The sequence below is a fragment of the Wohlfahrtiimonas larvae genome, from assembly GCF_002006755.1.
In the GTDB taxonomy this organism is placed as follows: Bacteria; Pseudomonadota; Gammaproteobacteria; order Cardiobacteriales; family Wohlfahrtiimonadaceae; genus Wohlfahrtiimonas; species Wohlfahrtiimonas larvae.
This window is the reverse complement of record NZ_MVDO01000191.1, coordinates 1-13,952: the sequence shown is the minus strand read 5'-3', so window position 1 is coordinate 13,952 and position 13,952 is coordinate 1. Positions and strand designations below refer to the sequence as shown.

General features: G+C 36.9%; 15 protein-coding genes. 5 read left to right on the top strand and 10 right to left on the bottom strand.

The features are described from left to right. Nucleotides 1-18: 18 nt before the first annotated feature. Complete coding sequence (locus tag BZK14_RS10465; RefSeq protein ID WP_171973705.1) at nt 19-726, bottom strand: GntR family transcriptional regulator; 708 nt, start codon at nt 724-726, stop codon at nt 19-21. A 124-nt stretch (nt 727-850) separates the two neighbouring features. Between BZK14_RS10465 and BZK14_RS10460 the strand changes: the two genes are divergently transcribed. Continuing rightward, nucleotides 851-1,342, top strand: a complete 492-nt coding sequence (locus tag BZK14_RS10460; protein WP_077926441.1) for a CopY/TcrY family copper transport repressor — start codon at nt 851-853, stop codon at nt 1,340-1,342. Nucleotides 1,343-1,509: 167 nt separating this feature from the next. Here the strand turns inward: BZK14_RS10460 and BZK14_RS10455 are convergent, their stop codons facing one another. The 4 genes from BZK14_RS10455 to BZK14_RS10440 form a co-directional block, all read right to left on the bottom strand. After that, the gene (locus tag BZK14_RS10455; protein ID WP_077926440.1) at nt 1,510-2,145 is read right to left on the bottom strand and encodes a lysophospholipid acyltransferase family protein; all 636 of its coding nucleotides are present in this window, start codon (nt 2,143-2,145) and stop codon (nt 1,510-1,512) included. Further along, on the bottom strand, nt 2,142-3,086 hold the full coding sequence (locus BZK14_RS10450; RefSeq protein ID WP_077926439.1) for a phosphatidate cytidylyltransferase: 945 nt from the start codon (nt 3,084-3,086) through the stop codon (nt 2,142-2,144). The genes BZK14_RS10455 and BZK14_RS10450 overlap by 4 nt, the downstream gene beginning before the upstream one ends. Before the next feature lie 136 nt (nt 3,087-3,222). After that, nucleotides 3,223-3,834 (bottom strand): peptide chain release factor H, encoded by a 612-nt coding sequence (prfH, locus tag BZK14_RS10445; RefSeq protein WP_077926438.1) that lies wholly within the window; start codon nt 3,832-3,834, stop codon nt 3,223-3,225. Further along, nucleotides 3,834-4,934 carry an RNA ligase RtcB family protein gene (locus BZK14_RS10440; protein ID WP_077926437.1) on the bottom strand — a complete coding sequence of 367 codons (1,101 nt, stop codon included), beginning with the start codon at nt 4,932-4,934 and terminating at the stop codon, nt 3,834-3,836. Before BZK14_RS10440 ends, prfH begins: the two co-directional genes overlap by 1 nt. Before the next feature lie 279 nt (nt 4,935-5,213). Between BZK14_RS10440 and BZK14_RS10435 the strand changes: the two genes are divergently transcribed. From BZK14_RS10435 to BZK14_RS10420, 4 genes are all read left to right on the top strand, one after another. Further along, on the top strand, nt 5,214-5,825 hold the full coding sequence (locus BZK14_RS10435; RefSeq protein WP_077926436.1) for a CDP-alcohol phosphatidyltransferase family protein: 612 nt from the start codon (nt 5,214-5,216) through the stop codon (nt 5,823-5,825). 86 nt (nt 5,826-5,911) lie between these two features. Continuing rightward, nucleotides 5,912-7,669 (top strand): bifunctional alpha/beta hydrolase/class I SAM-dependent methyltransferase, encoded by a 1,758-nt coding sequence (locus BZK14_RS10430; RefSeq protein WP_077926435.1) that lies wholly within the window; start codon nt 5,912-5,914, stop codon nt 7,667-7,669. Then, nucleotides 7,653-8,969 (top strand): phosphatase PAP2/dual specificity phosphatase family protein, encoded by a 1,317-nt coding sequence (locus BZK14_RS10425; protein ID WP_171973704.1) that lies wholly within the window; start codon nt 7,653-7,655, stop codon nt 8,967-8,969. The genes BZK14_RS10430 and BZK14_RS10425 overlap by 17 nt, the downstream gene beginning before the upstream one ends. Then, nucleotides 8,951-9,379: a hypothetical protein gene (locus BZK14_RS10420; RefSeq protein ID WP_077926433.1), complete on the top strand. Its 429-nt coding sequence runs from the start codon at nt 8,951-8,953 to the stop codon at nt 9,377-9,379. Before BZK14_RS10425 ends, BZK14_RS10420 begins: the two co-directional genes overlap by 19 nt. Before the next feature lie 317 nt (nt 9,380-9,696). Here BZK14_RS10420 and BZK14_RS10410 read toward each other — a convergent pair whose 3' ends face one another. The 5 genes from BZK14_RS10410 to BZK14_RS10390 form a co-directional block, all read right to left on the bottom strand. Further along, nucleotides 9,697-10,533 carry a helix-turn-helix domain-containing protein gene (locus BZK14_RS10410; RefSeq protein WP_077926431.1) on the bottom strand — a complete coding sequence of 279 codons (837 nt, stop codon included), beginning with the start codon at nt 10,531-10,533 and terminating at the stop codon, nt 9,697-9,699. Nucleotides 10,534-10,557: 24 nt separating this feature from the next. Then, nucleotides 10,558-11,091: a YbhB/YbcL family Raf kinase inhibitor-like protein gene (locus BZK14_RS10405; RefSeq protein WP_077926430.1), complete on the bottom strand. Its 534-nt coding sequence runs from the start codon at nt 11,089-11,091 to the stop codon at nt 10,558-10,560. Nucleotides 11,092-11,264: 173 nt separating this feature from the next. After that, entirely contained in the window at nt 11,265-12,116 is an 852-nt protein-coding gene (locus BZK14_RS10400) for a MetQ/NlpA family ABC transporter substrate-binding protein (protein WP_077926429.1), read from the bottom strand. 36 nt (nt 12,117-12,152) lie between these two features. Further along, a complete protein-coding gene (locus BZK14_RS10395; protein ID WP_077926428.1) occupies nt 12,153-12,836 on the bottom strand; it encodes a methionine ABC transporter permease in 684 nt (227 codons plus the stop codon). A 1-nt stretch (nt 12,837) separates the two neighbouring features. Further along, complete coding sequence (locus BZK14_RS10390; RefSeq protein ID WP_077926427.1) at nt 12,838-13,575, bottom strand: methionine ABC transporter ATP-binding protein; 738 nt, start codon at nt 13,573-13,575, stop codon at nt 12,838-12,840. Between the last annotated feature and the right edge of the window lie 377 nt (nt 13,576-13,952).

The following is a 13,952-nucleotide window of genomic DNA, read 5'->3' as shown; positions in this document are numbered from 1 at the left end:
TTTACTAGAAAAATTTTTTTATATTTTACTATGGAACTTATACCGAGAAGCCGGATAATACTGCTCTGCATAGCTGATCAGTTTATTTTTATACTGTAATTTTTCACATATTTTGAAACAAGCAACGTGATCATCAACCTTTAATATAGTGCGTAATTTTTCATCAGGAATTACGGCTTCTAATGTATGTTTTTGCGATAAAACCGTCGATAATTTTTGTAAATATGTTGTAGAACAGTCGCGCTTAAACTGTTCTTTTAGATAGTTTGGCGCAAAAGACGCTAGTACATAACGCTTTTCAAACTGAATAGGGATACCTTCACTCAAATAAATGATTTCACTATAAAACACTTTTTCTTGATCCACATCATAAAAATGAAGCTCATGCCTTTCTAAATTTTCTACAACGTTCATCTTAATAATTTCAGTTGAAAACTTTCGACCTTCTATTGCAATCTCTTGTGCAATAGGTATTAATTCAAAAAATGGGTTTAACTGGAAAGGTGTTGCAACAAATGTTCCTGCCCCTTTTTCTCTAAATAAATATCCTTCTTCTGTTAATTCTTTAAAGGCACGGTTCACAGTCATTCTACTGATGTTTAAAATCGCTGAAATTTCATTTTCAGAGGGCAATTTTTGATTAGGTTGCCAATCACCATTAGCAATATGCTCTAAAATATGCTCTTTGATCTTTTGATACATTGGCAAAACCTGATCATCAGACATTAAAATTTTCTTAAAAGATTTTATAATCATAAATAACACTCAATCAACACAAGCCCCTTTCTTCATCCAATTTAGTCTATAATTAGCCCATGGATTCATAATTCAATTAATTTAAAGGGAAAAAATGGCATCCAATAAAATTTCACAATCAGAATACACCATCATGCAGGTATTATGGTCGCAAAATCAAGCAACGAGTCAAGAAGTTGTCACTATTTTGAGTGAAACAACCGATTGGCAAGCCAATACTATTCAAGTGATGCTGTCTCGACTTGTCCGTAAGGGGGTTGTGGGTATTCGTAAACGTGGGCGTTTCAATGTTTATTTCCCAACCATTGCTGAAGAAGATCGAACGCGTAAGCAAGTGGAAACCTCCGGCCATTTATGTTCTCGTAAAGTGGGGAAACGCATTGTGGAAATGATTGAAAATCGCGTATTGTCTTTTGAAGACATTGAAATGATTCAACAAGCATTAGCCGCAAAAGAAGAATTTGCAGTTGAAGAAGTGATCTGTGATTGCCCGCCTGGCACATGTACCTGTAAAAACTGTAACTGTAAAAAAGAAGAGCGCAAGTTTACAACAACACCGACGAACTCTTGCTGTTCAGGTGGATAAATATTATATTTTTATTGAAATGATCATTTAGTTCAACAAATAGTTAGTCACTAGTATCAGTGATCTCTACCAAAAATATTAAATTTAGGTACTGAATTTTGGCCAAATAAGCGCAAATAAAGATTAAGGTTATTCACAATTACTGTGGATAACCTTGGGGAATATTTTTATTTCGTAATACAAGATTTTAATAAATTTTGATAATACGCTTCTAAATTGTCTAGATATACTTTAGCATTGTCATCCAATGTTAAAATTTCACCCACAACCACATCACAATTGAATGGTACAAATAGCGCTTCACCTTTTGGCAAAGCTTTGCCTAATCCTCGCAAAATCACAGGATAAACAGGTACCTTGTCATATCTTATTGCCAAATAATGGATTCCGCGTTTCAGTTTAAAAATACGATCTTCTGTACTTGAGCGCGTGCCTTCAGGGAATAAAATCACAATATCACCATGATCTAACGCTTCATAACAGCCCGAAAATAACTCATTGGGTGCTTTAATTTCATTGCGTGTTAGTGGAATAATATCGATGCAATAAGTAGCAAACCATTTGATCCAACGATTTTTATGAAAATAATCCGCCGCCGCCACAGGGCGCACACGATGGATCATTTTTAAAGGATATAAGCTCATCAAAACCAATGTATCTAAATGGCTTGTATGATTGGCTGCCAAAATAGCTGGCCCTGTTTGTGGCAAAGCCTTACGGTTTACGATGTTTAAACCCAAACCAATCAACACCAATGGTTTAACAATCAAGGCAAAAAATAGAATTTTGATGAACTTTTTCATATGGCAAACTCTTTTGTGATGTAATAAAAGTAGTGAAAAAAGAGTGGAATTGAATACATTAAGCTATCCACACGATCCAATAATCCACCGTGTCCTGGGATCAATGACCCGCTATCTTTAATGCCTAAATCGCGCTTCACAGAAGATAAAACCACATCACCAATGAATCCTGAAGTTGCGATTAAAATCCCTGCAAATAAGCCTTTCTGCCACGTTAAGATCGTCAAATATGGTGCTAATAATGCTGCCAAAATTGTTGTAATCACTAAACCACCCAAGAATCCGCCCCAAGTTTTATTTGGGCTTACTTTCGGGATGATTTTACGTTTACCCAATAACTTCCCTGAAACATATTGGCTCACATCATTGAATTGCGTGATGAAAATTAAATACAATAACAATCCTGTAAAACCTGCTTCAGGATGCACGCGATCCAAATTTGCTAAATAAGCAATGTGGCTGAAACCAAATACACATAACATCAAACTCCATTGAATTGTGGAATTGGCTTTAATAAATCCTTGTGTTTCCCCAATCAATACCGCTCTAAATGGCAGTAATAAGAACATATAAACAGGAATCAAAATAATGAACATGCCATACCATTGGATGTAAGCAAAATAGTATTGAAATGGGATGGATAAATATGCCCAAAAAATTAAACGGCGATCCACTGCCCTAATCGGCGTAATGGAATAGAATTCTTTCAAAGCGAGAAAACTAATGAAAGCAAAAAATATCGTTGTCGCTTTTTGACCTAAGAAAAAAGCACCCAAAATCAGCCCAATCATCCACCACCATGATTGCGTACGCTGAACCAATTCAGTGTGATCTTTACTCAAATCAAATTTATTTTTTCGCCACACAATAATGCTAGCAATCACCAAAATGGTAAGTAAAATGCCTACCATGATTAAACTATGTTGTGGAAAATTTGCCATACAGCATTCCTCTATTATTTTTCAAAGCATAGCACGCACTTTAAACTAAACACTGTTTAAATACAAATTAAATCTTAAAAAAGCCTTCTCACGCCAAGAAGGCTTCTAAACTTTAATCTTATAAAGATAATGCTAATCAATTAGTTAATTTAAATTGATCACCCATAAATATTTTCTTAGCATTCCCTCGTTCTAATTGATGATGGACTAAGCGTCGTTCCTTTTCTGCTTGATCCAATGTTTCATTCATTCTTTGATGCAATTTTTGTTGGATCAATAAATTGGCTAAACGCTTATTGGCATGTTGGCTACGTTCCGTTTGCACTTTGACAGAAATACCTGTCGCCAAATGTGTTGCTTGAATCGCTGATGAAGTTTTATTCACATGTTGCCCACCCGGCCCTTGTGCTGAAATTGCTTTATACACAATCTCACTTTCAGATAATGCTTTAGGCGATGAAAAAAACTCAACACCAAAAAACCAGTTTTTACGCGGATGATTTGGGCGCACAGAACTTTTCCAAATCCATTGATGCGTGCCCTGCCATTCTTGAATTAAAGCATGATCATCTTCAATATCTACATGCAACAATGCTGATTTTAAGCCTTGCCGATCCTTAACTGATTCTATCAACTCAAAATGAATATTATATGCTGATAATGTCTTCATGAATACATTCAAGGCTTTTTCAATCGCGATCGAGCATTCAACAGGTCCTTGAGCGGATGATAATTGTACAATTTGCATTATCGTTCTCCTGATGTTTTGTAAGTCAACACAGGTGATAACTCAGCAATCACATCAATTAAATCTGCATCTTGCAATGCTTGAATCACACCTTCAATATCTTTATAAGCTTCAGGTGCTTCTTCATACAATAAATCACGATTTTGACAAATCACTCGGCTACCCAACTCTGTTCTTGTCAATTGATCCACACTGTATTTTTGTGACAATCGCCCTGCACATTCGCTTCGCATCCATTTTCTACCTGCACCATGTGCGATGGAAAATAGTGAGCTTTCCTGTGCTTTTGGCATCACTAAATAGCTATATGTACCACGTGATCCCGGAATAATTGCCAAACCTTGATGGCTAGCTGTTGCACCTTTACGATGTAACCAACCTTGTACCCCATCAATCACTACTGATTCCACATAGTTGTGTGGTAAATCCAAAATACGGTTCCCTGCCATTTTGAGTGCATCCATCATTCTTTCTGCAATTAATGCTCGATTCACACTTGCAAATTTCACAGCATCATCATGCTTTTGTAAATACTCTTCGATAGCATTGGCATTACTTAAGCCTTCATGATTATAGTGATCAATATGATCACGCAAAATTGATTGCCCTAAGCCACGAGAACCGCTGTGTACCAACAAGAATAAGTTTTTATGATTGAGATTCAATTGATCCCATAAATCCTGATGGATGATTTTATTCACTTTCTGAAATTCAGCAAAATGATTACCACTACCGATTGAACCTAATGAGTTTTTATAAGCATGATCTTGCAATTCAGTTGGCACATTGTCCGCTAACCAAACATCATCTGCAAAGTCCGAATATTTCTTTAAGATTTTTTCTGCTTTATCCAACTTAAATTTATGAGCTGATAAATCCGTTTGCCATAAACTCATTCCACAGCCGATATCATTACCGATTAAAGCAGGATATAACTGCCCCACTGAAAAAAATGATGCGCCTACAGGATAACCGCGCCCTGCATGTAAATCTGGCATACCTGCCACAGAATGCATGCCTTTTAGTTCAGCAGTTTTTTTAAGTTGATCAATCGCGTTGCCTTCTGTCCAAGGCGATAAAATTTGAATGGTATTGCCCATTTCCAATCCTTTATTTTGTAACTTTAAAATATATTGTGATTGGCAGGCGAAACGAGTTTTAAAATTAAAACTTAAAGATAAACGCCTGCAAAGAGATTTGATTGTAATATCGTCATAATGTCCTCCTTGCTCGTTCATGGGTGAAATAAAGATCGAAATTTTAGCAGGTTAAAAATAAAGCACAATATAAAATTTTATTGAACACTGTTTACTTTAAATAAAACATCGTTTAATATTAATTTAAATTCACTTCCAAAAAGAATTACTAGAGGTAACATTATGATCTCAATTTATAAACTCAAGCCTGCATTTCAAGCATTACTTCGCCCAATGGTGAAAAAGCTCTATGATGCCAAAATCACCGCCAATCAAGTGACTGTTGCTGCGTGTATTGGTTCATTAATCATTGCTGCAACTATGGCATTTTTTCTGCCAAATACATTAGTTTTATGGTTAATGCCGATTTGGATGTTCATTCGCATGGCTCTAAATGCTATCGATGGAATGCTAGCTCGTGAATTTAATCAACAATCTAAACTCGGTGCTTATTTAAATGAACTGTGCGATGTGATCGCAGATAGCGCCCTATTCGCTGTGTTCATTTTCATTGCAGGTATCAATATCTATCTTATTTTGGGCATCATCTTTTTAGCCTTGTTATCAGAATATGCAGGCGTAATGGCACCCTTGATCGGAGCAAACCGCCGTTATGATGGCCCAATGGGTAAAAGTGATCGTGCATTTGTTTTTGGCACATTAAGCGTTGTCATTGCACTCAATTTAATTGATATCTATTGGATCAACATTGTGTTCTACATCGTTATCGCATTATTGATCTACACAATTTTCAACAGAATCCGCCAAGGCATTCGAGAAACGAATGCTTTATAAAAACACATTATGCATTTCCTCGCCGTAGGCGAGGAAATTGCAAAACTTAAAGATCATTCAAATATATAAATAATAAGGACATAATCATGAGAACAGAAACAACAGCACATTTTATCAGCCATGATGGTGAATCTATTTTCTATCGCCATTGGGCTGCGACAGAACCAAGCACAGAGAAAAAAGCGATCATGCTATTCCATCGTGGGCATGAACATTCAGGCAGAATTGCTCACTTAGTGGATGAATTAGATTTACCTGATTATGACTTCTTTGCTTGGGATGCTCGCGGTTGTGGTCAATCACCCGGTGCCCGAGGGGATGCGCCTAACTTTGGCTGGATGGTGCATGATGCAGAAATGCTCTTTCAGCATATTCAATCTACACACAATATTAAAGCTGAAAATATCGCAGTGATTGCACAAAGCGTCGGCGCTGTCATTGCTGCTACGTGGGCTCATGATTATGTACCTAAAATTCGCGCTTTAGTTTTAGCATCCCCTGCATTTAAAGTGAAACTTTATGTGCCATTTGCAATTCCAGGGTTGCGTTTAATGTATAACATTCGTGGCAATTTCTTTGTGAATAGCTATGTGAAATCTAATTACCTAACCCATGATGAAGTGCGCCAAGAATCCTTCAATGCTGATCCTCTAGTTGAACGTCCTATTTCCACTAAGATTTTATTAGATCTATTTGATACATCAAAACGAATCGTTGCGGATGCTGCATCCATTCATGTGCCAACGCAATTATTAATTTCAGGTTCTGATTGGGTGGTTAAAAGAAAACCGCAAACAACTTTCTTTAAAAATCTCAGCTCTAAAACGAAAGAAATGCATATCTTGAAAGGCTTTTATCACGATACATTGGGCGAAAAATACCGTAACATTCCCATTCATAAAGCACGAACTTTTATAGAAAAAGCATTCAGCCAACCGATTGAAACACCTAATCTAATTGATGCTGACAAAATTGGCTATACTGCAGAAGAATCGAAAAAATTAGCGAAACCTGAACGAAATATTTTCAAAAAAATGTATTGGGCATTCACTAAAAAAGGTTTGTGCTTTGCATCCCGCACATCGGATGGCGTGAAACTCGGCATTGAAACGGGTTTTGATTCAGGCAGTACATTGGATTATGTTTATCGTAATCAGCCAACAGGTTTAACAGCTTTTGGCCGCTTCTTAGATTTTAAATACTTGGATGCGATTGGCTGGCGCGGGATTCGTCAACGCAAAGTGAACTTAGAGAAAATTCTAAAATCAGCCATTGAAACACAACAAGCGGATAAAAAAGATGTGCACATTGTGGATGTTGCAGCAGGTCATGGCCGATATATTTTAGAAACTGTGAATCAATTGCCTAAAAAACCGAAGTCAATTCTACTCCGTGATTATAGTGAATTGAACGTTGAAAAAGGCACTGATTTGATTGCGCAAAAAGGCTTAACTAAGATTGCAACTTTTGAGCGTGGCAATGCATTCAGCGAAGAAGAATTATCCAACTTAGCAACCAAACCAACCATTGCAATAGTTTCAGGTTTATATGAATTATTTGGCGAAAATCATCTATTACAAAGTTCTTTGAAAGGTTTAGCGAACAGCATGGAAGAAGGTAACTATTTGATTTATACTAACCAACCATGGCATCCACAATTAGAATACATCGCGCGCGCCTTAACAAGCCATCGCGAAGGCCAGCAATGGGTTATGCGCCGTCGTACTCAATTAGAAATGGATCAATTAGTAGAAGAAGCAGGCTTTACGAAACAAAATATGCTCATTGATGAATGGGGAATTTTCACTGTATCAATCGCGGTGCGTAATGGACAAAAACAATAAAAAACTCTGGCAACAAAAAGGAATATGGCTATTATCTTTAGCCATATTCTTTTATCTCACCTACAATGCCGCCAATTATTTAACCATTTGGCGGGCAAAAACTGAGATCATTCCCCACATCATGTTTCAATGGGAACATAACATTCCATTGATTCCATGGACGATCATTCCCTATTGGACAGAAAACCTCTTTTATGGTTTAGCCATTTTATTAGCGATCAATAGCAAACAACTCAAAACATTGGGCAAACGCTTATTGGCCACACAAATTATCTGTGTTTTGGGTTTTCTGCTCTTTCCATTGCAACAGATCAATATTCTTTCTCGTCCTGATGTTGGCGGTTTTTTCGGTTGGTGGTTTGATTCTTTGATGAAGTTTGATCACCCTTATAATCAAGCGCCCTCTTTGCACATTGCCCTTTTAGTTGTGTTATGGACTTTTTATACTGAGCGATTTTCTAAAAAATGGCATTGGCTCATTAGCATTTGGTCGATTTTCATTGGCGCTTCGGTATTAACAACATGGCAGCATCATTTCATTGATATACCTGCAGGAATGTTGGCGGGTGCTTTAGCCATTTGGATATTTCCTAATCATATTCAATCCCCTCTATATGTGCCAAAACTCGCTAAAAATTGGAAATGGTTTGGTGTTTATTTCACTGTATCCATCATCTTCACCATGATAGCAATTGTGAATAAACATGCTTGGTTGTGGTTATTGTATCCTGCATTTTCACTTTTGATTGTGGCTTGTAATTATGGCTTTTTTGGTAAGAAAGGTTTTCCTAAACAGAAAAATGGTAACTATTCATTGAGCCAATGGATTCTATTTCTGCCTTATATCCTCATTGCAAAGATTAATTCTAAAATTTGGACGTGCAAGAATAATTCTTACGATAAAGTTTTGCCAAATCTATTTTTAGGCGCAATCCCCAATACCAAAACTGCTCGACAATTTAAAAGCTTAGTGGATTGCTGTGCAGAGATTCCCCTCAATGGGCACAAAGTCATGAATTATTATCCTAATTATTTATTGGATATGACGCCATTATCTTTGGATGAATGTGAACATGCTGCCAATACCATCAATAAAGCCATTCGTAATGGCGATACTTTAGTTTTCTGTGCTTTAGGCTATTCAAGAAGCGCCGCAAGTTTAGTGGCTTATTTAGTGGTTTATCGTAACTATTCAGTTAACCAAGCGATTAAACAGCTGAAAAAAGCACGCAAAGATATCGTATTAAATAAAGAACAGATCAAAATTTTAAGGAGATTAACGTGGAAATATCCGTATTAATTGCGCTATTAAAACAAGGCAAATTAATCAATCGATCATCTTGGGCAATATTCATCATCACAGCGTTGAGCATTGCTTATCTTGCACCTTTTAGATTTGCAATCATCGCGATTTTGCTTGCGTTTGTATTGCTGATCGCACAAACTTATTATGCGCTTCGCATTGCGATGGATTATGAGTTTTTTCAATTATTACAATCAGAATCCCCAAGCATTGAAAACTTGGAAGCCTTTGACCAAATCTTACTGAAACACAAACTCATTAAAAACCTCGAGCCTGATACAACAAGAAGCTTAGAAAGTAGAATTGCAGGGATTATTTGCTTAGTAAAATTACAAATCACTTATTTGGTTTTACAAGTAGCTTTATATCCACTCCTGTTGATTATGGTGCTGTGTTTCTTTGGATAAAGGAAAGTAAATATGAAAGCATTTCTCACTAAACATAAAAAAATTATCATTAACATTCTTTTGCTGAGCTATCCAATATGGGGTGCTTTCTTAGTAATTGCTCTCACTCGTTTTTTCGAGTTACTCACCAATATCGATGTATTCTTTGTAGTACTTGGAGCTATTGCAAGCCCTATTTCTATAGTTCCTATTCTTTCTGCAAAATCAATACCATTAATACCCAAAATTATTTTAACCCTATTTTATATATTTATAATGCTTTGGGTCGTTGTATTTGTGGGTTGGATGTCGATATGTATATTCTATCCTCGGTGCTATTAATTACGTATTTCTCTATTTGGTTTAGCATTATTCTTCATTTCACTCGGCAAGAAACCAAAACGTTGTCTAAAGTAATATGCAAATCGGGAGCCTGATTCATAGCCAGCTTCTTGGGCGATATCTTCAATGTTCCAATGGGTTGTTTGCAATAAAGTTAAGCCATAACTTGTGCGCACATTTTGTATAAGTTGGCTGACACTTGTATTTTCATTCGCAAGATGCCTACGCATCGTGCTTTCACCTAAATGAAAATGCTGTGCAATTCCTTTAGCTTGCCATTTTTGATTGGGTGCTTGAGAGATTAACTGAGTAATTTTTTGAGACAATGTAAGGTTTTCAACACTGGAAAAAACAATCCCCATTTGCTCTAACCAAATCAGAATTTCCACAAATTTATGTGAAATTAAATCTCGATTTTCGATTGTGGTTAGCTGGTTGGATATCTGTAAAAAACTATCTTTAAATGATTCAGGGATATTCTTTAAGATTTGAACATCCTCTAAATATGCTGAATGACGGCTTTCTCGCATTTTTTCATAATATTTTAATGGCTTAGATTCCCACGTAAAATAACATGCTAAATAGCTATCATTCACAGGATTTAAATTAATAATATCCAATGTTGTACCTGCAGGAATTACCAATATTTCACCTGCATGAATTATGGATTTTTGATGATCAAGCTCGATGATTTTAGTACCTTGCAACACTAAAATCACCATTGGATTGAGGCAGAAAATTTGAGTTAAAGGCTGTTCATAATGTTGAAAGATGGTCGCGCAAGTACCGATATCTTCAAATCTCAATAATTGCTTTGAACTTTCCAAACCCACTTTTTTCTCCCTTAATTTTTATATTTATCGACCAAAAGTATAAGTCATTGTTGCTTTGCCAATCATGTGATGATTTGCCATAAAGCCAATAAACGCAGGCGATGCAGCTTCTGATTCAGGAATTTGATCAATATCTAAAGCATATAATGTGAATTGATAACGATGCGTTCTGCCTTCAGGTGGACAAGCGCCACCAAAAGTATTGATGCCATAATCATTGCGAACACTCCAAGAACCTTTTGGCATCAAATCCACAGAACTGCCTGCATTTTCAATAATGCCTGTCGTTGCAGGCGGAATATTCGCAACCACCCAATGCCACCAACCTGAACCTGATGGCGCATCTGGATCATACACAGTTAACACAAAACTTTTAGTATCTTTGGGGGCATTGTTCCATTCTAATGCAGGCGAAATATTCTCACCCTGACAACCAAACTGATTGAACATCTGTTTATTCGTCAATCCATTAGCTTCAAGCTCTGGACTTGATAACGTAAAATCCTGCGCATTTGCACAGCCCAACATCACAACTAAACCGAGTACTACTTTTTTCATACAACATTAATCCTTTATAAATAACAAGGTATTTAGTTTCACTGAAATGTGGAAGATTCACCATGCAGAATCAATCTAGTTTAATACAAATTCGCTCACTTGAATTTATTCACACAATAAAAAAAGGAATCACGCATGATTCCTTTGAATATCTTTAATATATTAGCTAGCAATTACTTAGCTTGCTCGCCCCAAATTGCTGGCAATTTAAAGCCTGGGAATTTTTGATCAACATATGCTTTGAATTCATCTGAATTATAGGCTTCTGTGATGTCTTTCAACCATACCGCATCTTTATCTTTTGGCTTCACAGCACTCCAGTTTACATAAGCAAAGCTTGGCTCTTGGAACAATGCTTCTGTTGGTTTAATACCTGCATCAATCGCGTAGTTACCATTGATTACAGCAAAATCCACATCCGCGCGTGCGCGTGGCAATTGCGCTGCTTCTAACTCCACAATTTGAATATTTTTAGGGTTTTCCACGATATCTTTCTTCAATGCAACCAAAGGATTCACACCTTCTTTTAATTTAATCCAACCCAACTCATCCAACATTACTAATGCACGCGCGTTATTACTAGGATCATTCGAAACAGCAACTGAGCTACCTTCTTTAATATCATCTAATGAACTTAATTTGCCAGGATAAATGCCGAGAGGGGCTGTTGGTACTTGGAAAACTTCAATCAAATCCAATTTATGTTGCTCTTTAAACAGATCCAAATAAGGCTTATGTTGGAATACGTTGATATCTAAATCGCCATCTGCCAAAGCAATATTTGGGCGCACATAATCCGTAAATTCAACCAATTTAAGTGTATAACCTTTCTTCTCCAATTGTGGGCGCACAGAATCACGCACCATATCCGCAAACATGCCAGGCGTTGTACCAATTGTGATCTCTTTCTTTTCTACAGGTTTATCCGATGCTGTTGCTGCATCATTACCTTGACCACAACCTGCCAATACTAAGCTCAATGCCAATGCACTTGCTGTTAATGCTTTTGACCATAATTTTTTCATGCTAAAACTCCTCAACTATCCCAACAATTTATAAAACTAACGTTTATCTAATTTTCTAGCGATGCTATTGCCTATAGATTGCATCAAGATCACTAAAATGGATAAAACTGCCACAATGAAAACAATAAATTCAGTTTGGAAACGGTAATAACCATAACGAATGGCTAAATCCCCCAAACCACCGCCACCAATCATCCCTGCTGCTGCGCTGTAAGATAAAACGCTGATGGCTAAAACTGTGATGCTTGAAACCATGCTCGAACGGCATTCTGATAACAACACTTTAAAAATAATTGTGAATGGCTTTGCGCCCACAGATTCCGCAGCTTCAATCATGCCACGTGGTACTTCACGCAAGTTCTGCTCAACCAAACGAGAGAAATAAAACACTGCCGAAACCGTTAATACAAATGATGCCGCAACTGGCCCAATGGATTTACCAATGATCACTTTCGTCAATGGAATCAAAGCAATCATCAAAATCACAAATGGGAATGCACGCATAAAGTTTACGCTTGCATTCAATACATGATGCACAGCAGGATTAGCAAATAACTGATTCTTCCCTGTTAAAAATAGATAAATCCCTAAAACTGTACCAAGCAAAACACCCACAACAGTTGAAATTCCAACCATCACAAATGTTTGCCAAAATGCTAATAAAATTTCATCTTGAATCGCTAAAATATTTTGTACTGCTTCGTTGAATCTTTCTAACATCTTAATCTTCTCTCACCAATTCTTGACCAATCGCTGATTGCGCATAGATTTTGTTATCCTGCACTTCCACAATCTCCACAATTTCCCCATGATTCAATAATGCGGCACGATGGCATAAGTTACGAATCACGCTCATTTCGTGTGTCACAATCACAATCGTAACGTTGAAGCGCTCGTTAATCTCTTTTAAGCAACTTAATACACTGCGAGTTGTGGAAGGATCTAATGCACTAGTTGGCTCATCCGCTAGAATGACAGAAGGATTTGATGCTAAAGCACGCGCAATGCCGACGCGCTGCTTTTGTCCGCCTGATAATTGTGATGGATAATGGTTGATGCGATCGCTTAAGTGCACAATTTCTAAACATTCAGCCACTCGTTTTTCAATATCTTGCTTGCTCCAACCTGCAATTTCCAATGGAAATGCAATGTTTTCGGCAACTGTACGATTCGATAATAAATTGAATTGCTGAAACACCATGCCAATTTTTTGACGCGCTAAGCGTAAATCATCTTTAGATAATTTTGTGAGATCTTGATCCCCCACTCGAACAGAGCCTTGATCAGGTCGTTCTAATAAATTAATTAAACGCAATAACGTCGATTTTCCTGCGCCTGAATAACCCATTAAGCCAAAAATTTCACCCTTTTGAATATGCAATGTTGTTGGGCGAACAGCACTGAACCAAGTGTTATCTTGGTTTTGATATTGCTTGGCAATATTATCCAAGAAAATCATACAAACAAACTCCTAACCAAAAATTAAGCCCGATGTGATCAACACAACGGGCTTAACAGGAAAATGGTTTGATGTATATTTGCTCATTGGTTAAGAGTAACTAACACCCACTGTTTAGCTGTTTTTCGCCCGCAATCTGTGTCAAATCGGCGCTATTAAAAAATAGTGTTTTAATTAAACTCCTTTTAGTCCCTTTGGTCAATATCTTTTTATGAATTAATTTTACATTAACCATTGCCCTTATAAATAACAATGATTATCATTATCATTTTATCACCAATCACAGGATATTCTTTATGTTTAAAAAAGCTTCTTTATGGCTGGCGCTGGGCCTAGTTGCCACACAAATCTCAACGCATGCTTTTGCACAAAATGCA

Coding starts and splice junctions, on each gene's coding strand:
- BZK14_RS10465 (WP_171973705.1), bottom strand. CDS start 726: ATGTCTGATGATCAGGTTTTGCCAATGTATCAAAAGATCAAAGAGCAT.
- BZK14_RS10460 (WP_077926441.1), top strand. CDS start 851: ATGGCATCCAATAAAATTTCACAATCAGAATACACCATCATGCAGGTA.
- BZK14_RS10455 (WP_077926440.1), bottom strand. CDS start 2,145: ATGAAAAAGTTCATCAAAATTCTATTTTTTGCCTTGATTGTTAAACCA.
- BZK14_RS10450 (WP_077926439.1), bottom strand. CDS start 3,086: ATGGCAAATTTTCCACAACATAGTTTAATCATGGTAGGCATTTTACTT.
- prfH (WP_077926438.1), bottom strand. CDS start 3,834: ATGCAAATTGTACAATTATCATCCGCTCAAGGACCTGTTGAATGCTCG.
- BZK14_RS10440 (WP_077926437.1), bottom strand. CDS start 4,934: ATGGGCAATACCATTCAAATTTTATCGCCTTGGACAGAAGGCAACGCG.
- BZK14_RS10435 (WP_077926436.1), top strand. CDS start 5,214: ATGATCTCAATTTATAAACTCAAGCCTGCATTTCAAGCATTACTTCGC.
- BZK14_RS10430 (WP_077926435.1), top strand. CDS start 5,912: ATGAGAACAGAAACAACAGCACATTTTATCAGCCATGATGGTGAATCT.
- BZK14_RS10425 (WP_171973704.1), top strand. CDS start 7,653: ATGGACAAAAACAATAAAAAACTCTGGCAACAAAAAGGAATATGGCTA.
- BZK14_RS10405 (WP_077926430.1), bottom strand. CDS start 11,091: ATGAAAAAAGTAGTACTCGGTTTAGTTGTGATGTTGGGCTGTGCAAAT.
- BZK14_RS10400 (WP_077926429.1), bottom strand. CDS start 12,116: ATGAAAAAATTATGGTCAAAAGCATTAACAGCAAGTGCATTGGCATTG.
- BZK14_RS10395 (WP_077926428.1), bottom strand. CDS start 12,836: ATGTTAGAAAGATTCAACGAAGCAGTACAAAATATTTTAGCGATTCAA.
- BZK14_RS10390 (WP_077926427.1), bottom strand. CDS start 13,575: ATGATTTTCTTGGATAATATTGCCAAGCAATATCAAAACCAAGATAAC.